Origin of the sequence: Tenacibaculum sp. TC6, assembly GCF_050606265.1 — a bacterium.
Lineage (GTDB): Bacteria > Bacteroidota > Bacteroidia > Flavobacteriales > Flavobacteriaceae > Polaribacter.
In genome coordinates this window covers 1-26,543 of the sequence record NZ_JBOCUK010000037.1, presented here as the reverse complement: position 1 = coordinate 26,543, position 26,543 = coordinate 1, and the positions used below count along the sequence as shown (strand labels likewise).

General features: G+C 32.0%; 24 protein-coding genes. 15 read left to right on the top strand and 9 right to left on the bottom strand.

Annotation, left to right across the window (positions count from 1 at the left end; genetic code table 11):
* The coding region (locus ACQY1Q_RS15190) for a hypothetical protein (protein ID WP_431006179.1) at nt 1-324 on the top strand (324 nt) is incomplete at its 5' end.
* 4 nt (nt 325-328) lie between these two features.
* On the opposite strand, the gene ggt is transcribed toward ACQY1Q_RS15190, so the two are convergent.
* The 3 genes from ggt to ACQY1Q_RS15175 all read right to left on the bottom strand — a co-directional run bounded on the left by ggt (nt 329) and on the right by ACQY1Q_RS15175 (nt 4,159).
* Nucleotides 329-2,011, bottom strand: coding sequence for a gamma-glutamyltransferase (ggt, locus tag ACQY1Q_RS15185; RefSeq protein ID WP_431006178.1), 1,683 nt, complete (start codon nt 2,009-2,011; stop codon nt 329-331).
* 22 nt (nt 2,012-2,033) lie between these two features.
* The gene (locus ACQY1Q_RS15180; protein ID WP_431006177.1) at nt 2,034-2,627 is read right to left on the bottom strand and encodes an ACP phosphodiesterase; all 594 of its coding nucleotides are present in this window, start codon (nt 2,625-2,627) and stop codon (nt 2,034-2,036) included.
* Between the two features lie 68 nt (nt 2,628-2,695).
* Nucleotides 2,696-4,159 carry an aminoacyl-histidine dipeptidase gene (locus ACQY1Q_RS15175; RefSeq protein WP_431006176.1) on the bottom strand — a complete coding sequence of 488 codons (1,464 nt, stop codon included), beginning with the start codon at nt 4,157-4,159 and terminating at the stop codon, nt 2,696-2,698.
* Nucleotides 4,160-4,293: 134 nt separating this feature from the next.
* Between ACQY1Q_RS15175 and recR the strand changes: the two genes are divergently transcribed.
* The gene (gene recR, locus ACQY1Q_RS15170) at nt 4,294-4,911 is read left to right on the top strand and encodes a recombination mediator RecR (protein ID WP_431006175.1); all 618 of its coding nucleotides are present in this window, start codon (nt 4,294-4,296) and stop codon (nt 4,909-4,911) included.
* A gap of 30 nt (nt 4,912-4,941) precedes the next feature.
* Here the strand turns inward: recR and ACQY1Q_RS15165 are convergent, their stop codons facing one another.
* Genes ACQY1Q_RS15165 through ACQY1Q_RS15150 form a run of 4 tightly spaced genes read right to left on the bottom strand, consistent with a single transcriptional unit; the run spans nt 4,942 to nt 8,023 of the window.
* Complete coding sequence (locus tag ACQY1Q_RS15165) at nt 4,942-5,535, bottom strand: CopD family protein (RefSeq protein ID WP_431006174.1); 594 nt, start codon at nt 5,533-5,535, stop codon at nt 4,942-4,944.
* A gap of 48 nt (nt 5,536-5,583) precedes the next feature.
* On the bottom strand, nt 5,584-6,609 hold the full coding sequence (gene hemH / locus ACQY1Q_RS15160; RefSeq protein WP_431006173.1) for a ferrochelatase: 1,026 nt from the start codon (nt 6,607-6,609) through the stop codon (nt 5,584-5,586).
* A 22-nt stretch (nt 6,610-6,631) separates the two neighbouring features.
* Nucleotides 6,632-7,138 carry a TrmH family RNA methyltransferase gene (locus ACQY1Q_RS15155; protein WP_431006172.1) on the bottom strand — a complete coding sequence of 169 codons (507 nt, stop codon included), beginning with the start codon at nt 7,136-7,138 and terminating at the stop codon, nt 6,632-6,634.
* Nucleotides 7,139-8,023: a helix-turn-helix domain-containing protein gene (locus tag ACQY1Q_RS15150; protein ID WP_431006171.1), complete on the bottom strand. Its 885-nt coding sequence runs from the start codon at nt 8,021-8,023 to the stop codon at nt 7,139-7,141. It abuts the gene before it with no gap.
* A 213-nt stretch (nt 8,024-8,236) separates the two neighbouring features.
* Here ACQY1Q_RS15150 and hemA point away from each other — a divergent pair, with 213 nt between their 5' ends.
* From hemA to ACQY1Q_RS15105, 9 genes are all read left to right on the top strand, one after another.
* The gene (hemA, locus tag ACQY1Q_RS15145; RefSeq protein WP_431006170.1) at nt 8,237-9,505 is read left to right on the top strand and encodes a glutamyl-tRNA reductase; all 1,269 of its coding nucleotides are present in this window, start codon (nt 8,237-8,239) and stop codon (nt 9,503-9,505) included.
* Nucleotides 9,489-11,078 carry a hydroxymethylbilane synthase gene (hemC, locus tag ACQY1Q_RS15140; RefSeq protein ID WP_431006169.1) on the top strand — a complete coding sequence of 530 codons (1,590 nt, stop codon included), beginning with the start codon at nt 9,489-9,491 and terminating at the stop codon, nt 11,076-11,078. The genes hemA and hemC overlap by 17 nt, the downstream gene beginning before the upstream one ends.
* Before the next feature lie 61 nt (nt 11,079-11,139).
* Nucleotides 11,140-12,105: a porphobilinogen synthase gene (hemB, locus tag ACQY1Q_RS15135; RefSeq protein WP_431006168.1), complete on the top strand. Its 966-nt coding sequence runs from the start codon at nt 11,140-11,142 to the stop codon at nt 12,103-12,105.
* An 83-nt stretch (nt 12,106-12,188) separates the two neighbouring features.
* Nucleotides 12,189-13,478 (top strand): glutamate-1-semialdehyde 2,1-aminomutase, encoded by a 1,290-nt coding sequence (gene hemL / locus ACQY1Q_RS15130; RefSeq protein ID WP_431006167.1) that lies wholly within the window; start codon nt 12,189-12,191, stop codon nt 13,476-13,478.
* 90 nt (nt 13,479-13,568) lie between these two features.
* Entirely contained in the window at nt 13,569-14,594 is a 1,026-nt protein-coding gene (gene hemE, locus ACQY1Q_RS15125; RefSeq protein ID WP_431006166.1) for a uroporphyrinogen decarboxylase, read from the top strand.
* A 32-nt stretch (nt 14,595-14,626) separates the two neighbouring features.
* Complete coding sequence (locus tag ACQY1Q_RS15120) at nt 14,627-15,223, top strand: TlpA family protein disulfide reductase (protein ID WP_431006165.1); 597 nt, start codon at nt 14,627-14,629, stop codon at nt 15,221-15,223.
* 87 nt (nt 15,224-15,310) lie between these two features.
* Nucleotides 15,311-16,057 carry an EI24 domain-containing protein gene (locus ACQY1Q_RS15115; RefSeq protein ID WP_431006164.1) on the top strand — a complete coding sequence of 249 codons (747 nt, stop codon included), beginning with the start codon at nt 15,311-15,313 and terminating at the stop codon, nt 16,055-16,057.
* Nucleotides 16,058-16,086: 29 nt separating this feature from the next.
* On the top strand, nt 16,087-16,989 hold the full coding sequence (gene hemF, locus ACQY1Q_RS15110; protein WP_431006163.1) for an oxygen-dependent coproporphyrinogen oxidase: 903 nt from the start codon (nt 16,087-16,089) through the stop codon (nt 16,987-16,989).
* Nucleotides 16,990-17,259: 270 nt separating this feature from the next.
* Nucleotides 17,260-18,570 (top strand): dihydrolipoamide acetyltransferase family protein, encoded by a 1,311-nt coding sequence (locus ACQY1Q_RS15105; protein ID WP_431006162.1) that lies wholly within the window; start codon nt 17,260-17,262, stop codon nt 18,568-18,570.
* Nucleotides 18,571-18,620: 50 nt separating this feature from the next.
* Here ACQY1Q_RS15105 and ACQY1Q_RS15100 read toward each other — a convergent pair whose 3' ends face one another.
* Nucleotides 18,621-20,630, bottom strand: coding sequence for an alpha-ketoacid dehydrogenase subunit alpha/beta (locus ACQY1Q_RS15100; protein ID WP_431006161.1), 2,010 nt, complete (start codon nt 20,628-20,630; stop codon nt 18,621-18,623).
* Between the two features lie 115 nt (nt 20,631-20,745).
* Between ACQY1Q_RS15100 and ACQY1Q_RS15095 the strand changes: the two genes are divergently transcribed.
* The 4 genes from ACQY1Q_RS15095 to ACQY1Q_RS15080 all read left to right on the top strand — a co-directional run bounded on the left by ACQY1Q_RS15095 (nt 20,746) and on the right by ACQY1Q_RS15080 (nt 25,258).
* Nucleotides 20,746-21,483 carry a DUF6263 family protein gene (locus ACQY1Q_RS15095; protein WP_431006160.1) on the top strand — a complete coding sequence of 246 codons (738 nt, stop codon included), beginning with the start codon at nt 20,746-20,748 and terminating at the stop codon, nt 21,481-21,483.
* Nucleotides 21,484-21,624: 141 nt separating this feature from the next.
* Nucleotides 21,625-22,608, top strand: coding sequence for a helix-turn-helix domain-containing protein (locus tag ACQY1Q_RS15090; RefSeq protein WP_431006159.1), 984 nt, complete (start codon nt 21,625-21,627; stop codon nt 22,606-22,608).
* Between the two features lie 106 nt (nt 22,609-22,714).
* On the top strand, nt 22,715-23,197 hold the full coding sequence (locus ACQY1Q_RS15085) for a nuclear transport factor 2 family protein (RefSeq protein ID WP_431006158.1): 483 nt from the start codon (nt 22,715-22,717) through the stop codon (nt 23,195-23,197).
* Between the two features lie 6 nt (nt 23,198-23,203).
* Nucleotides 23,204-25,258 (top strand): DUF5916 domain-containing protein, encoded by a 2,055-nt coding sequence (locus tag ACQY1Q_RS15080; protein WP_431006157.1) that lies wholly within the window; start codon nt 23,204-23,206, stop codon nt 25,256-25,258.
* Between the two features lie 142 nt (nt 25,259-25,400).
* Here ACQY1Q_RS15080 and ACQY1Q_RS15075 read toward each other — a convergent pair whose 3' ends face one another.
* Nucleotides 25,401-26,285, bottom strand: a complete 885-nt coding sequence (locus ACQY1Q_RS15075) for a TIGR01777 family oxidoreductase (protein ID WP_431006156.1) — start codon at nt 26,283-26,285, stop codon at nt 25,401-25,403.
* Nucleotides 26,286-26,543: the final 258 nt, after the last annotated feature.

Sequence of the window (26,543 nt, the reverse complement as noted above, 5' to 3'; positions counted from 1 at the left end):
AAAACTCCCGTTGGCAATTTCAAAATAATTGTTGGCATTTGTAAAACTATCATTGGTAATTTCAAAACAATCAATGGCATTTATAAAGCTCCCGTTGGAAATTTCAAAATAATTGTTGGCATTTGTAAAACTATCATTGGCAATTTAAAAACAATCAATGGCATTTATAAAACTCCCGTTGGCAATTTCAAAATAATTGTTGGCATTTGTAAAACTATCATTGGTAATTTCAAAACAATCAATGGTATTTATAAAACTACCGTTGGCAAATTTAAAATAAGTGGTAGTGTTTTAAAAACTAAAGCTATTCAACAAAGTGTATAGTTTTTTAGAACCCAATTGCAGTATCATCACCTCTTGGGTCTGCACCTCCTTCTAGTTTTCCATCAGGGAGCACTAAAATAGCATCAACCTTTCCTATAACCGGACTATCAGTTTCATCAATAATGTAGCCTGTTTTTTGGAGTTGTTTTTTTACTTTTAAAGAAAATCCGTTGGGCTCCATTTTAATATCATCCGGTAACCACTGATGATGAAAACGAGGTTGGTTTATGGCTTCCTGCATTCCCATTTTAAATTCATGTACATTTAAAATTGTTTGTAAAACAGAAGTAATAATAGTTGAGCCTCCGGGAGTACCTACGACCATAAATAACGTACCGTTTTTTTCAACAATGGTAGGGGTCATGCTACTCAGCATACGTTTTTCAGGAGCAATTTCATTTGCTTTGGCACCAATCAATCCGTAAATATTAGGAACTCCGGGTTTACTGCTAAAATCATCCATTTCATTATTTAAAAAGAACCCTAGTTCAGAGCAGTATAATTTTGAACCAAATGCCGCATTGATGGTTGTGGTAACAGAAACAGCATTTCCCATTGCATCTACAATAGAATAATGGGTAGTTTCGTTGCTTTCTACTATATCAATAGTTCCATGTGATATATCTTTTGAACTTGTAGGTTTTTCGTATGAAAAAGAAGCCATACGTTGTTGAGCGTATTTTTTACTTGTTAACGTTTTTAAAGGAATGGTAACAAAATCAGGATCGCCTAAAAAATAACTTCTATCTGCGTAAGCTCTTCGTTCAGCTTCGGTAATAATTTGAATGGTTTTAGTAGTATTGTGTCCTAATGTGTGTAAATCATAAGGTTCAATGGCATTCATAATTTGTGCTAAACAAACTCCACCGCTTGATGGAGGAGACATGGAAATGATATTTAAATCATCATAAGTAAAAGTAATAGGTGTTCGCCATTTTGCTTCGTACTTAGCTAAATCTTCTTCTGTAATATAGCCTCCGTTTTGTTGTAAAAAAGCAGCTAATTTTTTAGCCGTTTCCCCTTTGTAAAATTCATCTCTACCATTTTGTTGTATACGAGTTAAGGTAGCGGCTAAGGCTTCATATTTTATAGTATCCCCTTCTTTCCATGGTTGAGCTAAAAGGATAGTATCTTTATTTACCTCAAAAAAACTTTGACGGTGTTTCTTTAATCTTTCTTCTTGTTTTTGAGTTACAATAACACCTCTTTTGGCTAAATCTATAACGGGTTGTATAATTTCTTCCATAGGAAGTGATCCCATTTTTTTATGAACTTCAAAAACACCTGCAATGGTTCCGGGTATGCCTACAGCAGTAGCTCCGTGTGTACTTTTGTTTTCTATTACCTTCCCTTGTTCATCTAAATACATGTTTTTATGAGCAGAAACCGGAGCTTTTTCTCGGTAGTCTAGTGCACCGATCTCACCGGTATTTTTTCGATAAACCATAAAACCTCCCCCACCAATATTACCGGCATAAGGGTAAGAAACCGCCAAGGCCAATTCTGTTGCCACCATGGCGTCAAAAGCATTTCCGCCTTTTTTAAGAATAGCTATTCCTATTGATGAAGCTTCTTTTCTGGCAGAAACAACCATAGCTTTATCACCAATGACTCCTATAGGTTTTTCGTTTGTGCTTTTACAGTTAATAATAAGTAATAGCATAGAAGATAGAAGTATTTTTTTCATGGTTTTGTAGGGGTCTTATTAATTAACTACTTAATAATTGTTTAGTTTTTTTGTCAGAAAACTCTTCTAAATCATTAAAAAACAGAAAAAAATCATTTTGAAGAGCGTCATAATGTAGTAAAAGATCTTCTGTAGCAAGGTTCATTTTTGATTTTCCTTTGGTTCTGTTATTCATTCCTGTCAGAACTTCTTGAATACCTTTGGCAAATTGGTAATTATATAGCCAATTATACTTAATCATATAAGGTAGCATTTCTTGTGTTTTTTCAGGTAATATTTCATAGTTGCGCTGCAAAAGCTTGTAAACGGAGTTTACATAAGTGTCAAGAGGAATTTGAGAGTAAGAACTCCAATTAATAGCTAAAAAATGATCATAAAAAATATCAATAATAATTCCGTCATAATGCTTATAGCGTTCATGCAATCTTCGCTTACTTTTTCTAACAATTTTGTGAGTATCGGTAAACGTATCTATTTCACGATGGAGTAGAATGCCTTTTTGAATATTTTCCGGATAGTGAGTAAATTTATTTCCTCGTATATGATCAGCAATAAAATTACCAATCATAATGTCTTTATTTTCTTTAGAAAGATATAAATGAGCTAAAAAATTCATTTAGTAAATGTAACTAAAAAAACCACAACTTATAGGTTGTGGTTTTTTACAAATAAATAGAATTATTGTTAGTTTTTGCTTGGGATATTTTTTAAAATTTCTAATAAAAAGTTCCAATATTTTTGTGTTGATGTTATTTGTGCACGCTCATCAGGCGAGTGAGCTCCTCTGATATTAGGACCAAATGATACCATATCCATAGTAGGATAATTCTGACCTAGAATACCACACTCTAAACCGGCATGACATGCAGCTACATGAGGTTTACTATTATGTAACTCTTCATAAAGATTAGTTACTAAATTTAATATTTCAGAATTGATGTTAGGTAACCATCCCGGATATGCTCCTGAGAACTCTACGTCAAAACCAGCCAATTCAAAAGCTGATCGTAACGAGTTAGCTAAATCCCATTTGTTAGTTTCAGAAGAAGAACGAGTTAAGCACCCTATTTTTATGGCACCTTCTTTAACAATTATTCGAGCAATATTGTTGGAAGTTTCTACTAATCCTTCAATATCCGGACTCATTCTATAAACTCCGTTTAATGCTGCATAAATAGTTTTAATAAGACCTTCTTGTACTCCTAAATCCATTACGTTTTCTGGAGTAGTTGTTTCTTTTAATTCTATAGAAAGATTTGGTTCAAGACTTTTAAATTCAGCTTTAATATTGTTAATAAGTTCATTTAATTCAAATAAGAAAGGTTCTTTTGAAATTTGATCAATAACAACAGTAGCAAAACTTTCACGAGGAATAGCATTACGTAAACTACCTCCGTTAATTTCTGCAACACGTAAACCAAAATTTGTAAAGCCGTCAAATAAAAGACGATTCATTATTTTGTTAGCATTTCCTAATCCTTTATGAATGTCCATTCCGGAATGCCCTCCATTTAATCCTGTAACAGAAATTTCATACGCAATAGTGTTTTCAGGAGTAGATTCTTCTTGGTAATTTCTGGTCGCTGTAATATCTACACCACCAGCACATCCCATACCAATTTCATCATCTTCTTCAGTATCTAAATTCAGTAAAATTTCACCTTCTAAAACACCACCTTTAAGTCCCATTGCACCTGTCATTCCGGTTTCTTCATCAATAGTAAATAAAGCTTCAATTGCCGGGTGAGCAATGTCAGTTGAAGATAAAACAGCCATAATTGAAGCAACTCCTAAACCGTTATCGGCTCCCAAAGTGGTTCCTTTAGCTTTCACCCAATCTCCATCAACAAACATTTTAATACCTTCAGTATCAAAATCAAAAACAGTGTCGGCATTTTTTTGATGAACCATGTCTAAGTGACTTTGTAAAACAACCGTTTTTCTGTTTTCCATACCTTGGGTGGCAGGTTTACGTATAATAACGTTTCCTACACTGTCAACTGTAGTATCAAGATTCAATTTTTTTCCAAAATCAACCATAAACTGTATAACCCTTTCTTCTTTTTTTGAAGGTCTGGGAACTGCATTTAAATCAGCAAAATGGTTCCATACAATTTTAGGTTCTAAGTTTCTTATTTCTGAATTCATTGTGAATTGTTTGTTTTTATTTTTAGAATAGGTCAAAGGTAATTATTTTAAGAGAACTCGCCTAGTATGATTATGGAAAACAAAGACATGCCTTTAAGTTATTTTTACAGATTAAAATATTGTAATTTTGCCGTATGGATTTTTCTTCGAAATTACTTGAAAATGCAGTGAATGAAGTTAGTCGTTTGCCGGGAATAGGCAAGCGAACAGCTTTGCGTTTAGTGTTACATTTATTAAAAGAACCTAAAGAAACTACAAAATATTTAACAGAGGCTTTAACAACATTAAGAAATGATGTGAAATCTTGTAGAAAGTGTCATAATATTTCTGATACTGTTTTATGTGATATTTGCGCTAATCCTAATAGAAATACAGAAATTGTTTGTGTGGTTGAAGATATTAGAGATGTTATGGCTATTGAAAACACAGCACAATTTAAAGGAGTGTATCATGTGTTAGGAGGAAAAATATCACCAATAGAAGGAATTGGTCCGCAAAACTTACAAATAGAATCGTTAGTTGATAAGGTGAGTGGTGGAGAAGTAAAAGAACTCATATTTGCATTAAGTTCTACTATGGAGGGAGATACGACCAACTTTTATATTTATAAGCAAGTTGAAAAATATCATATAATTACATCAACAATAGCCAGAGGAATATCGGTTGGAGACGAGTTACAGTTTGCCGACGAGGTAACTTTAGGGAGAAGTATTATTAATAGAATTCCTTTTGAGCAGTCTATTAAAGGATAAAATATAAGTATTAAAAAAGGAAGAGTGTTTTTATAACTCTTCCTTTTTTTGATCTTCTTTGATCAATTCTTTCTCGTATTTATCCCAAGATTTTTTTGCTCTTATTTTTTTGTATAGCTTAACGGATAGCATTAATAAAACAGATACTAATATAATACCTACAACGCCCCAAATCCAGTTAATAGTATTTTGTAATACTACTAAAAACACAATGGCAAATAAAATAATAGTAGCAACTTCGTTCCAAATTCTCAATTTTAATGAAGAATATTTTACAATACCATTTTGAAGTTGCGTGTAAATTCTATGGCAAGCACCATGGTAAAAATATAAAGCTAAAACAAATGAAAGTTTAACATGCATCCAAGGCATTTCTAAGTAAACAGGATTTTTGTATAGCATCCAAAAAGCAAAAAAACTGGCAAGTACTGCTGATGGCCATGTAATAATATACCACAAGCGTTTTTCCATCAGTTTATATTGAGTTTGCAATATTTCTTTGGCAGGTTGCTCTTTTTTTTCAGCTTCCGCATGGTAAATAAATAAACGAACAATATAAAAAAGCCCGGCAAACCAAGTGATAACAAAAATAATATGTAATGCTTTGATGTATAAAAAATCCATGTTGTTTAATTACAATTAAAAATATAAAATTAAAGGTTTCATTAATAACTAACAACTTTCATTAGCAAACTCATTAATCCATCCGGCAAGTACATCAACCCATTCATCAGTATCATTAATACACGGAACAGTATAAAAAGCTTCACCTCCTGCTTCTAAAAATTCGTGTTTCCCTTCCATGGCAATTTCTTCTAAAGTTTCTAGGCAATCAGAAACAAAAGCAGGGGTTACTATGGCTAGTTTTTTAATGCCTTCTTTTTCGGCTTTATTCACTATAGTTCTATCAGTATAAGGTTGTAACCAAGGGTCAACACCTAAGCGGGATTGAAATGAGGTAGAAACTTTATTTTCGTCTAAACCTAATTCTGATGTCACATTTTTGGTAGTTTGATAACATTGGTGTCTGTAACAAAACTCATGAGCAGGTGACGGAGTATTACAACAACTTCCATCTATTTTACAATGCGATTTTGTGATGTCTGATTTTTTAATATGGCGTTCAGGCACCCCATGATATGAGAATAATAAATGGTCATATTCTTTATCTGCCAAATAATCTTTTATACTGTTAGACAAGGCTTTTATATATTCCGGTTTATTGTAAAAAGCCGGAACATCAGTAATTTTCATGTCAGCAAAATATTTTTGGCGTAATTCTTCAGCTAAAACCACAATAGTTTCTGTAGTAGCCATTGCAAATTGGGGGTATAGAGGTACTAATAGCACATCTTTTACACCTTGATCATATAGCTCTTGTAAACCTGTTTTAATAGAAGGAGTACCATAACGCATGGCAAGGGCGATCGGAATAGTAGTTTTAGCTTGTACTTTGCTTTGTAATCGCTCAGATAAAACTATTAAAGGAGAACCCTCTTTCCACCAAATTTTTTGATAGGCTTCCGCAGATTTTTTTGGGCGTGTATTTAATATAATACCCTTAACAATAAAGGTTCTAAGCCATAACGGAACGTCAATAACACGCTCGTCCATTAAAAATTCACCTAAATATTTTTTTACATCCTTAGGATTGGTACTTTTTGGGGATCCTAAATTTACTAATAAAACTCCTTTCATTAATGAGGGTGTGTTTTTGTGTTTACTTTTTAAATAATTGATTGGTTACTTCATACAAAGTAATAGCTAAACTATGAATAACATTCATTGAAGAATTTTTTCCGTACATAGGAATGGCAACCGTTGCATCTGCCAGGTTAATAGCTTCAATGCCTTGTCTTTCGCTTCCCAAAAGTAATACAATTTTTTGGTGAGTATTAAAATTGTAATCGCTAATATTTATACTTTCATCGGTTATTTCAATACCAATAATAGTATTGTTTTCTTTTTTTAATTGCTGTATTAAAGAGGGGAAATCATGATACAATTCATGCTCTATTTGTGTAATCGTATTTCTGGCGGTTTTTTTTACTATTCTATTTTCAATTGAAGGAGAACTTTCGTGTAAATATATTTTCGAAACACCAAAACTTTCAGCAACTCTAAAGCACATCCCTATATTTTCAGGAGTACGAATAGCATCACAAACAATTGTGATAGGGAACTTTTGTTCGGTATTTTTTATATCGTAATGAGTAAGTTGTTTCATTTACTGTAGAGAATTCATTATATATTGTTTTGGAGTAGTACCAAATTTCTTTTTAAATGCAGCAATAAAATGGCTGGAGGTACTATAACCTACCTGTAAACCTACTTCGTTTACATTATACTGATTACTTTCCAGTAGTTTTCGGGCATGCTCCATTTTGTAGTCAAATAAAAAGCTATATACAGTATCACCATATATTTGCTTAAATCCTTCTTTTAGCTTTTTTAGATTTAAACCTACTTCATTAGCAAGTTCTTGCAATGTAGGAGGCTCGCTCATTTTTGAGATAATAATATCTTTTGCCTTTCTTATCTTTAAAATCTCTTTATCATCAACTAAAAAAGGACAGTATTCATCATTTGTGTTTTCTCCGCTATCAAAATGTAAACTAAGTAACTCGTAAGTTTTACCTTTAATATATAAGTCTTTTATAGAGCTATGACTATCAGCAGCAAAAATTTGTTGTAAAACCAATAAAACATTGCTCTTAATTTCTGTGTTGTCGTAGTATTTTCTATTCTTATTATTTTCACTTAAAAAAGGAATATAACTTGCTTCTTTTGAAAATAAAGAATGAAATTTCTCAATAGAAATTAACACGGAAATCAATGAAGTTTTAGGTAAAATTTCTAGGTTAATAGGTAATTTTTGTTGTGGGTTGTATAAAAAAATAGCATGTTTATCTAAAACATTAAAAGTGTAGCTGTTGTTGTTAAAATGAAACTTACAATTACCTTTAACACAATAATGAATTTGAATATAAGAACTATCAATGTCTTTGTTATAGAGCTCTGTTTGTTCAGTATCATTTTGAAACTTAAGCACAAAAAAACCTTTTTCAAGAGGAATTTCTCTAAATGTACTTTCTGCGATATTTTTTGACATACACAATAAAATAGGTCAAAAAGTTTTTATTTAGAATAGTTCTATATAAAAGCTTTTTAAATAGGTTGTTTTACTGCAAAACTACACAATTTTAGGCTGTTTATAGATATTGAGGAATTAAAAAACTTGAAACGACATTAAAAGTTCTTTCAGCGATACTTTTAACGAGTGAAACTTTATATTTTTGAATGTTTTTTTGGAAGAAAGATTTTAATGTATACAGATAATAGACCTACTAAGCTATACAATATAGGTGTTAGTTACGTAAAAGCTGACGCAGATACAAGAGGAAAGTTCTCACTATCAAAAGATAACCAGTTGGCACTCTTACAAGAAGCCCAAGAAAAAGGGTTAGGAGAAATTTTTGTGTTATCTACTTGTAATAGAACAGAAATAACCGGTTTTGCAGAACATCCGTTTCAATTAATAAGTATGTTATGTAAACATTCTAACGGTTCTGTTGAAGAATTTGCCAAAGTTTCGTATGTAAACAAAGACCAAGATGCCATTCAACATTTATTTAGAATGGGAACAGGGTTAGATAGTCAAATTTTAGGCGATTACGAAATTGTTGGACAGTTAAGACAGGCTTTTAAACAAGCTAAAGAAGCCGGTACTACCAATGCCTATTTAGAAAGATTACTTAACTGTGTAATGCAAGCAAGCAAACGTGTTAAAAATGAAACTAAATTAAGCTCAGGAACCACCTCAGTGTCGTATGCAGCTGTACAATATCTAATCAATAATTTACCGGATTATAATTCAAAAAATATTCTTGTTTTTGGATTAGGTAAAATGGGAAAACACACCTGTAAAAATTTAGCGGAGTATACGCAGAATAAAAAAGTAAGTTTAATTAACAGAACGGATTATAAAACCGAAGAATTTGTTAATGAACATACGTTTATCAGACTGGCAAAGTTTAAAGATTTACAAGAAGAAATTGCCAAAGCAGACGTGTTAATAGTTTCAACAGGAGCAGATATTCCAACCATTACAAAAAATCACATAGCAGCCAATAAAGAATTGTTAGTTTTAGACTTATCAATGCCTGCTAATGTAGCAAAAGAAGTAGGAGAATTAGAAGGAGTTACTATCGTAAATGTTGATGAGCTTTCTAAAATAACAGATGAAACCTTAGCAATTAGACAACAAGAAATACCAATTGCAGAAGCTATTATCAATACACATAAAAATGAGTTTAATGAATGGTTGAATCACAGACGATTTACACCGGCTATTAATGCTTTAAAGCAATCGTTATTAGCTATACAAAAAGACGAAATAGATTTTCATAAGAAGAAAATTCAAAATTTTGATGAAGAGCAAGCAGAAGTAATTACATCAAGATTAATACAAAAAATAACCACTCAATTTGTTAAACATTTAAAAGATGAAAATACTTCAATCAGTCAAAGTATTGAAGTAATGTCAAAAGTTTTTGGAACTAATTTAGAATCAGTAAATGCAGAAGATAATTAAAATAGGTACTCGTGATAGCGAGTTAGCTTTGTGGCAAGCTAACAAAGTAAAAAAAGAATTAGAAGAACTTGGATATCAAACACAAATAGTACCTATTAAATCTACTGGTGATATTGTACTAGATAAACCTCTTTACGAATTAGGAATAACAGGAATTTTTACTAAAAATCTAGATATTGCTATGTTGAATGGCGATATAGATATTGCTGTACATTCCATGAAAGATGTGCCTACAGTATTGCCTACAGGAATTGTACAAGCGGCGGTATTAAAAAGAGCAAATCACCATGATATTTTAGTATTGAAAGATACAGAGGAATTTATGGGGCAAAGAGAAGGTATAATTGCAACCGGAAGTCTTAGAAGAAAAGCACAGTGGTTAAACAGATACCCAACTCATGAGGTGGTGGATTTACGAGGAAATGTAAATACTCGATTAGAAAAACTAGAAAATAATAACTGGAACGGTGCTGTGTTTGCAGCTGCCGGTTTAGAACGAATAGGAAAAAGACCCCAAGGAGCTATTTCTTTATCTTGGATGATTCCGGCACCGGCACAAGGTGCTATTATGGTAACAGCTTTAGAAGAAGATACCTATACAAGAGAAGCCTGCGAAAATATAAATGATAGAGATACAGAAACTTGTACAGCTATTGAAAGAGAGTTTTTAAATCGTTTAGAAGGAGGTTGTACAGCGCCTATCGGAGCACTGGCAATGATAGATGAAGTAGAAAAGCAAATTACATTTAAAGGCGTTTTATTAAGTAGAGACGGAAGTAAAAAAATAGAAGTTTCTAAAAAAGTACCTATCAATCACCGAAAATATTTAGCAAAAGATTGTGCCAATCAAGTAATTGATAAAGGAGGAAAGTTAATAATGTTGGAAGATGAAGGAATAGAAAAGCAATTTTCAATTTATTCAACTAAAAAATTATCTGAAGCGCAAAAAAAGCTATTACCAACAACGGTTAAAGTTGAAGATAGTGATTTTATTAAAATAAGATTTAACAGAATAGCACCTAAAGTGGTTAAAGATGAAATTGAAAATGTTATCATAACCAGTAAAAATGGAGTAGAAGCTCTTTTACATAGTTTTACCAAAGCTGAGTTACAATTCAAACACATTTATTGTGTTGGTAGAAGAACAAAAAAGCTGATAGAACAAAAAATAGGAAAAGTAACACATTCAGAAAATAATGCTAAAAAATTAGCACACTATTTAGCTGACAAGTTAAAAGGAAAAGAAGTAACTTATTTTTGTAGTAATTTACGATTAGATACATTATCAGTATTGTTGCAAGCAAAAGAAGTAATTGTAAATGAAGTTGAAGCCTATAAAACCATGTATAGCCCTGTTGAAATTAATGCAAAAGTAGAAGGGGTTCTATTTTACAGCCCGTCTACGGTAGAAAGTTATATGGAGGAAAATGAAGCAGATAAAATAGCCTTTTGTATTGGAGAAACAACAGCCAAAGAAGCTGAAAAACACTTTAAAAATGTTCAGGTAGCTAAAGTACCAACAGTAGAAAGTGTGTTAGAACTGGTAAGCCTACACTACGCAAAAAAATCTTAATAATATATAGAAAGATAAAAAAGCATACTTTTTTATCTTTTTTGATTTTATACCTAAATCAATGTTTAGAACCAGAAGACTTAGAAAAACAGAAAATATCCGCAGATTGGTTAGAGAAACTAAATTATCTGTAGATGATTTTATTTATCCGTTATTTATAGAAGAAGGAACAGGAATAGAAGTAGAAATACCTTCTATGCCGGGAATTAAACGTTATTCTTTAGATACCATATCTAAAGAATTAGAAGAAGTAGTAGCGCTAAATATTCCGGCGGTATTATTATTCGGAGTTCCTTCAAAAAAAGATGATGAAGGAACTGAAACTTGGAATGATAATGGAATTATGCAGCAAGCAATTCGTTTTATCAAGAAAAATTACCCAAGTTTATATGTAATTACAGATGTATGTTTTTGTGAATATACATCGCACGGACATTGCGGAGTTATACATAACCATGACGTAGATAACGATGCTACGTTGGTAAATTTGGCAAAACAAACAGTATCGCACGCCAAAGCCGGAGCGGATATGGTAGCACCTTCAGGAATGATGGATGGCACAGTTGCAATGATGAGAGAAGCCCTTGATAATACAGGATTTCCAAATATTCCAATTATGGGATATTCTGTAAAATATGCGTCAGCATTTTATGGACCTTTTAGAGAAGCGGTAGATTCTACACCTTCTTTTGGAGATAGACGAACGTATCAAATGGATCCGTCAAACAGAGATGAAGGATTACGTGAAGCTACTTTTGATGATGAAGAAGGAGCAGATATTTTAATGGTAAAACCGGCATTATCTTACCTTGATATTATACGAGATTTAAAAAATAATTTCGATCGTCCAATTGCTTGTTATAATGTAAGTGGAGAATATGCTATGGTAAAAGCAGCAGCAGAAAAAGGATGGATAGACGGAGAAAGAGTAATGATGGAAAGTTTACTTTCAATGAAACGTGCCGGAGCTGATATAATTATAACTTATTTTGCTAAAGAAGCGGCAAGAGTGTTAACTAAACAATAAGATTGTTATAGCGAATAAATTTGAGAAGTAGGTTTATTAATTTTAGCTCTCAAATACGTATTCAAACAGACAAAAATATACATATGGAATTTAAAAAATCACAAGAACTATACACAAAAGGATTAGAGCATTTAGTGGGGGCGGTAAATTCTCCTGTACGTGCATTTGCCTCTGTTGGAGGGAATCCGTTATTTATAAAAAAGGCGAAAGGAAGCAAAATTACAGATGTTGATGGGAATACCTATGTTGACTTGGTTTTGTCGTACGGACCGATGGTTTTAGGACATCGCCACAAAAAAGTACAAAGTGCAATTACTAAGGCCTTAAAAAATGGCTATTCGTTTGGAGCTTCGACTAAAAATGAAATTAAATTAGCTAAAATTATTTGTGATGCTTTTCCGGGAATGGATAAAGTACGTTTTGTTAATTCAGGAACAGAAGCAGTGTTAAGCGGAATTCGTTTAGCAAGAGCTTTTACAGGAAAAGATAAAATTATTAAATTTTCAGGATGTTATCATGGACATCAAGATGCTCTTCTTGTAGCAGCGGGTTCCGGATTAGCTACATTAAGCTTACCGGGAAGTAAAGGAGTACCGGAAGGAGCTGTTAAAAATACGTTAATTGCTAAGTATAATGATCTAGAAAGTGTAAAATTGCACTTTGAAACTCATGATGATATTGCAGGAGTTATTATTGAACCGGTAGCTGGAAATATGGGAGTTGTTACACCTCAAAATAACTTTTTAAAAGAGTTAAAAGAGTATGTAAATTCAAAAGGAGCTTTATTAATAGTAGATGAAGTAATGACAGGCTTCCGTTCAAAATTTGGAGGTGCACAGGAATTATTTGATGTAGAAGCGGATATAACATGTTTAGGTAAAGTTATAGGAGGTGGTTTTCCGGTTGGAGCTTACGGAGCTAGAAATGAAATTATGGAAATGGTGGCACCTTTAGGCGGAATGTACCAAGCAGGAACGTTAAGTGGAAACCCTATAGCTATGGCAGCAGGAATATCAACTTTAACAGAGCTGAAAAAACAAAATCCGTACGAAAAGTTCAATGAGTTAGCTCAAATTATTGAGGTGTTTTTATTAGAATCGGCAAAAAAATACGGAGTAGAGATTACCGTTAACAGATTCGGTTCTATGATTAACCCGTTTTTTACAAATAAAGAAGTAGAAAACTTTGAAGATGCTCAAACATCTAATACAAAGAAATTTGCAGTATTCTTTTGGGAAATGATAAAAAACGGAGTGTTTTTACCGCCATCACAATTTGAAGCATGGTTCTTGTCATCAGCAATAACAGAAAAAGATGTTAAAAAGATTACAAAAGCCATAGAAAAATCAATGGAAGCAGTAGCTAAAATGTAATAAAAAAAGACTTTACGGTAAATAGTACAAAAAGTATAATTATAAAAATAGGAATTACTTTACTATATTCGTAAAGGCGTTAATTTAAAAATGATTAAAAACGATTTATTTTTAAGAGCCCTTAAAGGCGAAACAGTTGAACGTCCACCAGTATGGATGATGCGTCAAGCAGGTAGGTATTTACCTGAGTTTATGGAATTACGTGAAAAATATGATTTTTTTACACGTTGTAGAGTTCCGGAATTAGCTTCAGAAATAACTGTGCAACCAATACGTAGATATGGAATGGATGCCGCAATTTTATTTTCTGATATTTTAGTGGTTCCTCAGGCAATGAATGTAGAGGTTGAAATGAAACCTAATTTTGGTCCTTATTTACCAAATCCGATCAGAGATAGAAAAAGTCTAGATCAGGTAATTATTCCGGATGTTCATGAAGAGTTAGGGTATGTAATGGATGCTATAAAAGCAACCAAAGAGAAATTAAACGATGAAATTCCGTTAATTGGATTTGCAGGCTCGCCATGGACTATTTTATGTTATATGGTACAAGGTCAAGGGTCTAAAAATTTTGATAAAGCAAAAGAATTTTGTTTTTCTCAACCGGTTTTGGCACACGAATTGCTTAGTAAGATAACGTTGACCACTATTGCATATTTAAAGGCAAAGGTAAAGGCAGGTGTAAATGCTGTTCAAATTTTTGATTCATGGGGAGGAATGTTATCTCCAACAGATTATCAGGAATTTTCATGGCAGTACATTAATCAAATAATAGAAGCGTTAAAAGATGAAACTCCGGTAATCGCTTTCGGAAAAGGATGTTGGTTCGCGTTAGATGTAATGGCCAAATCAAACGCATCAGCCCTTGGAGTTGATTGGACATGTTCAGCTAGAAATGCTCGTTATTTAACAGGTGGAAATATTACATTACAAGGTAATTTTGATCCTGCAAGATTGTTGTCGCCACCGGCTGAAATTAAAAAAATGGTACACCAAATGATAAATGAGTTTGGTAAAGACAAATATATTGTTAACTTGGGGCATGGAATTTTGCCAAATGTTCCGTTAGAGAATGCAAAAGCATTTATTGACGCGGTTAAAGAATATAAGGCATAATAAACATAATCCCCTTAATTACCCTAAAGTATATGAAGAAAATAGTACTCGTATTAAGTTTTTTGTTTTCAACAAGTTTTTTCGCTCAAGAAAAAGTGTATTACAATTTTGCTGTTAACAATTGCGGAGAAAGTTCAGCAGAAGAATTAATTAGTAAATGCCTTATCGGCTCATATTTATTAAACTACGATTTTGTAACTATTCAAGGTAAAACCGTTAGTACAGATAAAGTAAAAAAACCAATTGTTTTAATTGCTGCTTCTACTAGATGTGCTCCTTGTTGGGGAGATATTCCGGCTTTGAATAAAATGGTTGAAAAATATAATAATAAAGTAGAATTTATTATGTTTTTCTGGGATGATTTAGATGGAATTAAAAGAATGCAAGAAAAGTTAGATGCCAGAATTCATTTAATACCCTCTACAAAAAAGTTTGATAATAAGTCGTACACAGAATCTTATGGATTTTTCCATAAATTAGATTACCCTACCACTTATTTGATAAGTAAAGATAAAAAGTTCTTAAGCATTAGACGTGGAGCTGCCTATCCGTCAAAAGATATGAATTGGGATAAGGTAAATGAGATAAATGAAAAGGAGTTAGAAGAATTTATCAAGCCTGTATTGTAAAATTTCTTTTAACATCAAAATAATACAAACCTCTTTCTATTTTTAGAAAGAGGTTTGTATTTTTATAACTAAATAAAATTGTACACTATGATTCAAAATATTTTCAGAGGAATACAAGCCTATGCCAAAGCTTTCCCTTTAATTTCAAAATTAAAACTATGGAAATACTTTGCCATTCCAATAGCCATAAGTATTATAACCGCTATTGTTGTAGGAACCTTAGCCTATTCTTTTTCAGATAATATAGGGCATTATATAGCTAATTTTTGGAAATGGGAGTTTGGAAAGAAAACATTTGAAGTTATAAGTACCTTTTTAAGTGGCTTATTAATCGTAGCTGTAGGTTTAGTACTGTATAAACACATAGTAATGGCCTTGTCTGCGCCTTTTATGAGTCCTGTTTCAGAAAAAATTGAAAAATATTTAAAAGGAGACAATCAACAACACAGAGTTTCTTCTTTTCAAGAACAATTAATAAGAGGTATTAGAATAAATGTTAGAAATTTATTTAGAGAACTTTTTTTAACCATACCTATCTTATTATTAGGATTTATACCGGTAATAGGATTTTTGTCAACCATTATATTATTTATAATGCAAGCATATTACGCAGGTTTTGGAAATATGGATTATACATTAGAACGTCATTATAAATATAAAGAGAGTATTGATTTTGTTTGGAAAAATAAAGGAGTAGCTATAGGAAATGGTCTTGTATTTATTGTGTTTTTATTAATTCCGGTAGTAGGAGTTATTTTAGTACTACCACTATCAGTAACAGCAGCGACAACAGAAACAATTAAGAAAATTCATTCTAAAGATATAATAGAATAATTACTTTTGCCTTTCAATATAAACAAAGAATGAAAGAACAATTTTACGCTTATATTCAAAATCTACAAGATACAATTACATCAAAATTGGAAGAAGTTGATGGAAAAGCAAGGTTTAGAGAAGATATTTGGGAACGAGCTGAAGGCGGAGGAGGAAGAACACGAGTAATTGAAAATGGAGAGGTTTTTGAAAAAGGAGGTGTAAATATCTCTGCTGTACATGGTGAATTACCGGAGTTGTTACGTAAACAATTTGGAGTAGCTCATGGTAATTTCTTTGCTTGCGGATTAAGTTTAGTAATTCATCCTAAAAGTCCTTTTGTACCCACAGTTCACGCAAACTGGCGTTATTTTGAAATGTATAATGGTGACGGTGAAATTGTAACGCAATGGTTTGGAGGAGGTCAGGATTTAACTCCGTACTATTTGTTTGATGAAGATGCAGTACATTTTCATTCAGTATGTAAAAAGGCTTGTGATGCTCACAATAATGAGTTTTATACTAAATTTAAAAAAACATGTGATGAGTATTTTTGGAATTCTCATAGAGATGAAGCCAGAGGTGTTGGAGGTTTGTTTTTTGATTATTTAAAAGAAACTGAAGAGTTTTCAATACAAAATCGTTTTGATTTTGTAGCAGAAGTAGGTAATAGCTTTTTAAATTCATATGTACCTATTGTTGAAAAAAGAAAAAAAATAACTTATACACAAGAGCATAAAGATTGGCAAGAAGTAAGAAGAGGGCGTTATGTAGAGTTTAATTTAGTACATGATAGAGGTACTTTATTTGGATTGAAAACTAACGGAAGAATAGAAAGTATATTAATGAGTTTACCTCCTGTTGTTCAGTGGAAATATGATTATCATCCAAGTGAAGGCTCAGAAGAAGAAAGGCTCACCAAAATATTAAAAGAACCTAAAGATTGGGTATAAAAAAAGTCGCAATAAATTAAATTGCGACTTTTTTTTATAGTATAAATTTATTTTTTGTAATTTTTTATACCAGTTAACCGTCTAAATACAGAATGAAAAATCTTTAAAATACAGAGATTAAAATAGTTTTTTTTATAGAAAAGTATTTTAATTGTTGTTTTTTTTAAGAATAATGTAAATTAAAGCATAAATAAGACAAATGTTTTTCTATTAAAAATAGAAAAAATCATTAGTTTTTAGTAAATTCGCAAGCGTTAAAAATCATAAAACATGGCTAGATACGAATTGAAGTTACCTAAAATGGGTGAAAGTGTTGCAGAAGCAACAATTACTTCTTGGCTAAAAGAAGTTGGAGATACAATTGAAATTGATGATACTATTGTAGAAGTTGCAACGGATAAAGTAGATAGCGAAGTACCTAGTGAAGTTGAAGGTAAGTTAATAGAAATACTGTTTGAAAAAGATGCAGTTGTTCAAGTTGGAGAAACTATTGCAATTATAGAAATTGAAGGTGAAGGAGGAGAAACTGCTGAAAGCCCAAAGAAAGAGGAGGTACAATCGGCAGCTGTTGCTGCTGTAGAAAAAACAGTTGAGGCGGCTAAAGAAGTAGTTGCTACTGCTATAGATATTTCGTCAAGTGATCGTTTTTATTCACCTTTAGTAAAAAGTATTGCACAAACTGAAGGAATTTCTATTCAAGAATTAGAAACAATTCAAGGAACAGGAAAAGAAGGAAGAGTTACTAAAAATGATATTTTATCATATATAGAAAATAGAGGTAGTCAACCAAAAGTAGTTGAAAAGCCTGTGGCTGCTCAACCAAAAGCTGCTCCTGTTGAAAAAACAGTTTCAACGGCTATTACGTTAGGAGGTCAGGATCAGGTGATAGAAATGAGCCGTATGGGTAAATTGATTGCTAAACATATGGTTGATTCAGTGCAAACATCTGCACATGTTCAGTCTTTTATTGAGATAGATGTTACCAATATTGTAAATTGGAGAAATAAGGTTAAAGATGCTTATTTTAAAAGAGAAGGTGAGAAGTTAACTTTTACTCCAATTTTTATGCAAGCTGTTGCTCAAACGATTAAAAAACACCCGTTAATTAATATTTCAGTTGATGGTGATAAAATCATTCAAAGAGGTAATATTAATTTAGGAATGGCAGCTGCTTTACCGGATGGTAACTTAATTGTTCCTGTAATTAAAAATGCAGATCAGTTAAACTTGGTAGGAATGACTAAGCAGGTGAATGATTTAGCAAATAGAGCAAGAGCTAATAAATTAAAGCCGGATGAAATTCAAGGTGGTACTTATACTGTTACTAACGTAGGAAGCTTTGGGTCGATTATGGGAACACCTATAATCAATCAACCTCAGGTTGCTATTTTAGCTTTAGGCGCTATTAGAAAAATGCCTTCGGTTGTAGAAACTCCTGAAGGAGATTTCATAGGAATCCGTCATAAAATGATTGTGTCGCATTCATACGATCATAGAGTAGTAAACGGAGCCTTAGGAGGTATGTTTATTAAAACATTTAAAGAAATATTAGAGTCTTGGAGTATACAACAGGATTTTTAACGACTATAGAATAAATAAAAAAGCTCACTTTTAGTGAGCTTTTTTTATTTTTAATAGGCAATTAGTTGTAAAAGTTCATCTTTAAAACGTTCTTTAGGTAAGTATTGCTTTTCTAAATTTCCTGCAAACGGAATAGGAGTTTCTATACTAGCTACTCTTTTTACAGGGGCGTCTAAGTACTCAAAACAATTTTCCATAATAAGTGAAGAAATATCACTGGAAATACTTCCAAATAAAGAATCTTCTTGTAAAATAATTACTTTACCTGTTTTTTTAACGGATGTATAAACGGTTTCTGTATCTAAGGGTTGTAAGCTTCGCAAGTCAATAAGATCTGCAGCTACAGATACTTGTTCTAGTGTTTCTAAAGCCCAATGTACAGCGGCACCAAAACTAATAATGGTAACCTCGTTTCCTTCTTTTAAAACAGAAGCTTTCCCTAAAGGAAGTGTATAATAATCAGTAGGAACTTCTTGATAAATACTTCTGTATAATCCTTTATGTTCAAAAAATAGTACAGGGTTGGGGTCGTTAATAGCTGCAGTTAACAATCCCTTAGCATCGTAAGGAAATGCAGGGTACACAACTTTTAATCCCGGGGTTTTAGTAAACCAAGCTTCGTTGGTTTGTGAATGAAAAGGACCTGCACCAACACCGGCACCACAAGGCATTCGTATAACAACATCAGCTTCCTGATTCCAACGATAATGTGATTTAGCTAATAAATTTACAATAGGATTGAATCCGGTAGAAACAAAATCAGCAAATTGCATTTCCATAACAGCTTTCATTTTATTAACAACCAAACCATAGGCCATAGATACAATAGCAGATTCACAGATAGGGGTATTGCGTACCCTTTCTTTTCCAAATGCTTCTACAAAACCTTCCGTAATTTTAAATACACCTCCATACTCGGCAACATCTTGTCCCATAATAACTAAATCGTCACTGCGCTCCATAGCCTGTTTTAAACCTTTAGAGATAGCATCGATTAAACGAATATTTTCATGGGTAGAATTTGGCGGAGCAGAAAGGGGAGTGTATTTTTTATATACATCATTCAACTCATTTTCAACAGAAGAGGTAATAGTTTCTTCTTCAAAAGTAGTATTAAGATGCTCTTGAATTGTAGTTCTTAATTCATTTTTAAAATTTTCATCTTCTTCCGGAGTCAATATTTTTTCCTCTACAAGAAAATTTCTATAATTGTCAATAGGATCTTTTAAGGCCCATTGTTCCATTAATTCATCAGGTACGTATTTGGTGCCGCTAGCTTCTTCATGACCTCGCATTCTGAATGTTTTAAACTCTAATAAAATAGGTCTGGGATTTTCTCTAATACTTTCTGCTAGTTCAGAAACTTTGGTATAAACTTCTAAAATATTGTTTCCGTCAATGATGTGTGATTCCATTCCGTATCCGATTCCTCTATCCGCAATATGCTCGCAATTATATTGTTCGGAAGTAGGAGTTGAAAGGCCGTATCCGTTGTTTTCGACGCAGAATAAAACCGGTAAGCTCCAAACAGAAGCTACATTTAAGGCTTCGTGGAAATCGCCTTCACTGGTACCACCATCACCGGTAAAAACAGCGCAAGCCTTTTTATCACCTTTTAATTTATTAGCTAATGCAATTCCTCCGGCAATTCCTAATTGAGGTCCTAAATGAGAAATCATTCCCACAATTTTGTATTGTTGGGTACCAAAGTGAAAACTTCTATCTCTACCTTTTGTAAAACCATTGGCTTTACCTTGCCATTGAGAAAATAAACGATATAAAGGAATTTCACGAGAGGTAAAAACCCCTAAGTTTCTATGCATAGGTAAGATGTATTCGTCTTTGGTTAAAGCTAAAGTAACACCTACAGAAATGGCCTCTTGACCTATACCGCTAAACCATTTTGATATTTTACCTTGTCGTAATAGAATTAACATCTTTTCTTCTATTAACCGAGGTAAAAGCATTTGTTTATACAGCTGTACTAGTGTGTTATTTGTAAGATTTTGTTTGTTATAAAACATTGTATTATTGATGTTTATATTTGTGGTAGCTTTCATGGTTAAGTAATAGTTATTCAAATGTGACTAAAAAAAAAATAGAATCAAAATAGGAATTAAGAAATTTTGATTTTTTTATTTGCGTATATTCGCAAAAATTAAAATTTGATTAAAAATGACTAAAAAAATTATGGCTTTGTTATTATTTGTTTCAACAATAACAATGGCACAAGAGAAAGTATTACTTCGTTTAAAGTATGAAAAAGGAGATTCATATACAATGAATATGAAAATGGCTCAGGTGATGGGCATGGGAGTAATGACTACGGATATGAACATTCAAATGAAATATGATATCACTAATGTTTCAAGTGATACTTATGAAAGTACATCTAAATTTACCAAAATGGTAATGGATATGAAACAAGGTGCTATGCAAGTATCATATGACTCAACTAAAAAAGATGAAGAGTTAGATGAAACCGGAAAAATGATGAAGTCTCAAATGGCACCTATGTTAGAAGCTACTATTTTAATGAAAGGGGATAAGTTAGGAAAGGTTTTAGAAACTAAAGTAGAGCCTAATGTTCCTGGAGCTGGAGAGTTTACTGATCAATCTAGTAATGTAATTTACCCGGAAAAAGCTGTAGCTGTAGGTGATTCTTGGACAATGACAAAAAGTAATAAAGGAATGGATTTAAACTTTACCTATAAAGTTAAAACAATTTCTGCTAAAAATGTTGTATTAGATGTAAGTGGTAAAGTTTCCGGAATTGCAGAAGGAGATATAACCGGTTCTATGAATATCGATAGAAAATCAGGAGTTCTTACTGAATCTAAAATTAATATGGCAATGAAAGTTCAAGGTCAAGATTTATCAACTAACTTAACGATAAACCAGACTAAAATTTAATTTTTATATTAAAAATAGGATAAGCCCGGAATTTTTTCGGGCTTTTTTTATTTTAGCAACTTAAATAATGACGTTTTAGTGAAATTTGATAACCCCATATTGTTCTTTTTTTGTTCGTTAGGTGTTTTTAACGGTTTATTATTGAGTGTTTATTTTCTTTTTTTTCACAAGTTAAAAAGAACCCAAAACTTTTTATTAGGAGTCTTATTGTTAATGTTATGTATTCGAATAGGAAAATCAGTCTATACTATTTTTACTCCTAGAGAAGAAAGAAACTTTTGGATATTACAAGTGGGGCTATCAGCATGTTTTTTAATAGGAATCTCTTTATTTAACTATATAAAAGCTTCTATAGAAAATAGAAAAAGCATTCCCAAACAAGGAAAAACTCACTTTTTAATTTTGTTAGCCTTTATTGTTTTGGCAGGAATATTTAAACCTTATCAAGATCATCTGTTTTTTTGGAATGCTTACTTTATTAAGTTTATTTATGCGGTTTGGGGTATTTATATAGTCGCCTCCGGTTACTTACTTAAAGATATTTTTAAAAAAGTAATAGAAAGTACACCATTAACTACTTCTGAATTGTGGTTGGTAGGGGTTTTTATAGGTAATGCATTAATTTATATAGCGTACATTGTTGGTTTTTTCTATTTATACTTGGTAGGAACCTTAACTTTTTCTTTTGTCTTTTATGGTTTGTTGTTCTTTTTACTTTTCAAAAAGAACAGAGAAACAATTTTTCAAGATATTCCTGAAAAGTACAATTCAAAGAAAATAGAGTTTAGTGAGGCAAATGATTTACTAGAAAGTCTTATGACCTTGATGAAAGAAAAAGAATTGTATAAAAGTGCTGATGTAAAATTAAAAGATGTAGCAGATCAACTTCATATACTGCCTCATAAATTATCACAATTACTAAATGATAATTTAGGAAAAAGTTTTGCTCAGTTTATTAATGAGTATAGGGTAGAAGAAGCAAAAAAATTACTACAAGAAAAAGAACAATATACTTTAGAAGCCATAGGTTATGAAGCCGGATTTTCATCGAAATCAACTTTCTATGCAACGTTTAAAAAGATTGTAGGAAAAACTCCTTCAGAATATAAAAAACAGTTTATATAGTCTTATTTGAGTCCTGAATTATAATTTAGGACGCCTGTTTTATAACTCAAAATCTTTTTGGTGTCTCGTTTTATGAGTTTTGAATCGAATTTTAAAAACTTATAAAATGAAATATGTACTAGCTTTTATTTTTTTTAATGTATCTGTAGTTTTAAATGCTCAGGAAAACGTAACTGTAAAAAAAGAAACAACCACGTCTCTTTGTAAAAAAGAATGTTCAATAAATAATTCACCGGAGACATCTTTAATTGAACAAACACTACAAGATTATATAAAAGGAAGTTCTTATAATGAGTTAGAACTTTTAGAAAGTGCGTTTTATAATGAAGCCACTTTGTATTTAACCGTTAGGGATGAATTTAAAAAAATGAGTCCGAAAGAGTATTGTCTTCTTTTTAATGGAAGTGCTAAAGGAACCTTTAATGGGCGTTACGGAAAAATACAATCAATAGATATAGTTAAAGACATAGCAACGGCTACTGTTGAAATTTCTATTCCTGCCAGAAAATGGACATTCATAGATCTTTTTTTACTGAAGAAAACAACCCAAGGTTGGAAAATAATAAGTAAAACAGCTACCAAAATATAAAGTAATATGTACAAACTACAAACTCTTATATATTGGCTGTTTTTCTTGCTAAGTGTGCATCAGGTGGTATCCCAAAACAACGTTATTCCTTTTAAAAAAGAAACGGTGACTCTTGACGGGCAACTAGATGAAGAGGTGTGGAAAATAGTGCCTGAGTACACGGGGTTTAGTAATTATATGCCTACCGATAAAGGATTGGCGGAGAATCAAACTTCAGTAAAAATTTTTCACAATAAAAACTATATGTTTATTAGTGCTGTTTATAATGATACTACAGAAAAAACACAGGTAAGTACGCTAAAAAGAGATGTATCTATCGCTTTTAGCGATGCTTTTATTATGATTTTTGACACGCAAAATCAAGAGCAAAATGCTTATTTTTTTGCTGTAAACTCATTAGGAAATCAGTCTGACGGACTTATAGAAAGGCGAAAAGAAGGGTATAATTTAAGTTTTAGTTGGAATGCTGTGTGGAAATCGAAAACAGCGATACAAGGAAATAAAAAGATATATGAAATAGCGATTCCTTTAAAAGCCTTGAATTATGATGCTAAACAAGGTGTTTTCGGAGTTCAGTTTTATACACGAGATATTAAAAATAACTCATGGACAATTCTGAAAAGAGTGGATAGAAATTACCCTACTTTTGATTTGCGTTTTACAGAGAAGTTTAAGGTAGATTCACTACCCGCTAAATTAGTTTCCCGGTTTTCCGTTACTCCGTCTTTTACGGTAAATTATCAAGAAGAACTTAAAACGAATCATAAAAACACTTCGTATAAACCTAGTTTAGATGTACAGTACAATCTTAGTTCTTCTTTAAAATTAGATGCTACCTTGAATCCTGATTTTTCACAAATAGAAGTTGATCAACAGGTTACCAACTTAACAAGGTTCTCTGTGTTTTTTCCTGAGCGACGTAATTTTTTTCTTGAAAACTCTGATTTATTTTCAAACTTAGGAGTTGATGAGGTAAATCCTTTTTATTCAAGAAGAATAGGTGAAAAAAGCACCATACAATTTGGATTAAAATTATCCGGAAACCTTACTTCAAAAACAAGAATAGGAGCTTTAAATGTACAAACGTCTGAAAATGAAAAAGTATCTGCGCAAAATTTTGGTGTTTTGGTAGCAGAGCAACAGTTATCAAAAAACTTTACGACCACTTTATTTGCTATTAATAAACAAGAAGTTGACGGGTTTAAATTTGTTGCAGATTATAACAGAGTTATAGGAGGAAATTTGAATTATAAATCAAACAATAAAAAGTGGTTGGGAGTTTTTAACTATGCAAAAAGCTTTAGCGAAAATATCTCAGATAAAAACACTTTTGTTAATGCAGGAATATGGTATAATAGAAGAGGATTAAACTGGAATGCCTCTATAAAAAATGTAGAAAAAAATTACATAACAGAAGTAGGTTTTACTCCAAGGTTGTATAATTATGATGCTGTTCATCAAAATAGTGTACGTGAAGGGTATATGCAAACAACTTTTGGAGCGCAATATGAAAAGTTTTATGAGCATTCTAAAAGCATAAACTCTATTCGGCTTTTAAATTATAGTAATGATACTTATTATGATGAAGATAAAAAACTCAATCAGATATCACATTATTTAAATTCAGCTGTGTTTTTCAAAGATTTATCAGCACTATACTATATTTTTAATTACAATTATGTTCACTTAAAATACGGATTTGATGCTTTGGGTAACGGACATCCTATACAAACCGGAATATATAAGTACGGAACTATTAAGTTGGGATATAACTCTGCCAATAATCAGCAATTCAGGTATCAGTTTAACGTGCAAAAAGGTACTTATTACGGAGGAAAAAGAACCACAGGAGAGGTGTATACTAACTACCAATTATTACCATTTGCTAATTTGGCTTTAACCTATCAGGTGAACAAGATTGATTTAAACGAACTAGGAAAAGATACTTTTCATTTAGCTCGTTTTACCGGTGAATTGTTTTTTAATAATCAGCTTAACTGGACTACCTATGTACAGTATAACACCCAAAGAAATGCTTTTAATGTAAGCAGTAGGTTGTAATGGGAATACAAACCGCTTTCTTATGTATATTTAGTTGTTACAGATAATTTTAATCAACATTTGCAACGAACTAACTGGGGGGCTTCATTTAAAATAAATTACCGTTTTGATATATAAAGCGAGAAAATAAAAAGGAAGTGTATTAGGCTAATAAATCTTCAAGAGCTTTTGTTAAATTAGTATAGGCAAATGCATACTGTGAATTTGTTTTTGTGGCTGATACTCTACTTCCTTTTACTAAAATAGAAGAGAGTTCTCCTAAAATTAAAGATAACATAAATGTGGGAATAGGTATTGGTAAAACAGGTTTTTGAGTAATTGTTGAAATGGCTTTGGTAAAAGAAGCATTTGTTTGATGGTTAGGAGCTACGGCATTAAATATACCTGTAAAATCAGAGGAATCAACAGCTTTACAGTATAAAGCGCAAAGATCATTAATATGAATCCAAGGCATGTATTGTTTTCCATTACCTAAAATTGCTAAAAATAACGGAGTGTTCATTTTGGCTAAAGCTCCGTTTTTTTTACTCAAAACTACTCCGGTTCGTAAAATAGTAACCGGAATACCAAGTTGTGTGAATTGATTACTGGCTTTTTCCCATTCTATACAAACTATAGAAATATAATCGTTTTCCGGGGCGTCGTTCTCTGTAAAAATGGTGTTAACAGTAATAGCACCATAGTATCCTATACCGGAAGCAGCTATAAACCCTTGCAAATTGAGTTGTAATTTTTTTACATACGAAAATAAAAGATTGGCTGTGGCTACACGGCTATTTATTATTTCTTGTTTTCTTTTATTTGTCCATCGTTTATCAGCAATACCGGCACCGGCTAAATGGATAATGTGAGTAACATTTTCAAACGCTTTTTCATGAATATATTGCTTTTCAATATCCCACTCAAATTCGTTTTCTTTTTTAGGAGAGCGTGTAAGTATTACCACTTCATGGTTATTACTCATCAACGCTTTTTGTAAATGTGTTCCTATTAATCCGGTACCACCGGTAATTAAAATTTTGCCCATAATGTAAACATACGGAAACTAAAGAGTAAAAAGAAAAAAGAAGCTGTGAAAACAGCTTCTTTTATATAAATAATAAAGGTATCCACTCGGAATAAAATTTAAGATGTTCTGATACTCATGTCGAAATTTTTAAATAATTTATTTTGAGTGCTTTGAAGAATTAATTTATGATAGTTGACTATTATTGCTTTTCAAAAGATATTTTAGTAAGCTCACTTTTAAAATCTGAACTAGGCGTAAAAATAATTTTTAATCCTT

Coding starts and splice junctions, on each gene's coding strand:
- ggt (WP_431006178.1), bottom strand. CDS start 2,011: ATGAAAAAAATACTTCTATCTTCTATGCTATTACTTATTATTAACTGT.
- ACQY1Q_RS15180 (WP_431006177.1), bottom strand. CDS start 2,627: ATGAATTTTTTAGCTCATTTATATCTTTCTAAAGAAAATAAAGACATT.
- ACQY1Q_RS15175 (WP_431006176.1), bottom strand. CDS start 4,159: ATGAATTCAGAAATAAGAAACTTAGAACCTAAAATTGTATGGAACCAT.
- recR (WP_431006175.1), top strand. CDS start 4,294: ATGGATTTTTCTTCGAAATTACTTGAAAATGCAGTGAATGAAGTTAGT.
- ACQY1Q_RS15165 (WP_431006174.1), bottom strand. CDS start 5,535: ATGGATTTTTTATACATCAAAGCATTACATATTATTTTTGTTATCACT.
- hemH (WP_431006173.1), bottom strand. CDS start 6,609: ATGAAAGGAGTTTTATTAGTAAATTTAGGATCCCCAAAAAGTACCAAT.
- ACQY1Q_RS15155 (WP_431006172.1), bottom strand. CDS start 7,138: ATGAAACAACTTACTCATTACGATATAAAAAATACCGAACAAAAGTTC.
- ACQY1Q_RS15150 (WP_431006171.1), bottom strand. CDS start 8,023: ATGTCAAAAAATATCGCAGAAAGTACATTTAGAGAAATTCCTCTTGAA.
- hemA (WP_431006170.1), top strand. CDS start 8,237: ATGTATACAGATAATAGACCTACTAAGCTATACAATATAGGTGTTAGT.
- hemC (WP_431006169.1), top strand. CDS start 9,489: ATGCAGAAGATAATTAAAATAGGTACTCGTGATAGCGAGTTAGCTTTG.
- hemB (WP_431006168.1), top strand. CDS start 11,140: ATGTTTAGAACCAGAAGACTTAGAAAAACAGAAAATATCCGCAGATTG.
- hemL (WP_431006167.1), top strand. CDS start 12,189: ATGGAATTTAAAAAATCACAAGAACTATACACAAAAGGATTAGAGCAT.
- hemE (WP_431006166.1), top strand. CDS start 13,569: ATGATTAAAAACGATTTATTTTTAAGAGCCCTTAAAGGCGAAACAGTT.
- ACQY1Q_RS15120 (WP_431006165.1), top strand. CDS start 14,627: ATGAAGAAAATAGTACTCGTATTAAGTTTTTTGTTTTCAACAAGTTTT.
- ACQY1Q_RS15115 (WP_431006164.1), top strand. CDS start 15,311: ATGATTCAAAATATTTTCAGAGGAATACAAGCCTATGCCAAAGCTTTC.
- hemF (WP_431006163.1), top strand. CDS start 16,087: ATGAAAGAACAATTTTACGCTTATATTCAAAATCTACAAGATACAATT.
- ACQY1Q_RS15105 (WP_431006162.1), top strand. CDS start 17,260: ATGGCTAGATACGAATTGAAGTTACCTAAAATGGGTGAAAGTGTTGCA.
- ACQY1Q_RS15100 (WP_431006161.1), bottom strand. CDS start 20,630: ATGAAAGCTACCACAAATATAAACATCAATAATACAATGTTTTATAAC.
- ACQY1Q_RS15095 (WP_431006160.1), top strand. CDS start 20,746: ATGACTAAAAAAATTATGGCTTTGTTATTATTTGTTTCAACAATAACA.
- ACQY1Q_RS15085 (WP_431006158.1), top strand. CDS start 22,715: ATGAAATATGTACTAGCTTTTATTTTTTTTAATGTATCTGTAGTTTTA.
- ACQY1Q_RS15080 (WP_431006157.1), top strand. CDS start 23,204: ATGTACAAACTACAAACTCTTATATATTGGCTGTTTTTCTTGCTAAGT.
- ACQY1Q_RS15075 (WP_431006156.1), bottom strand. CDS start 26,285: ATGGGCAAAATTTTAATTACCGGTGGTACCGGATTAATAGGAACACAT.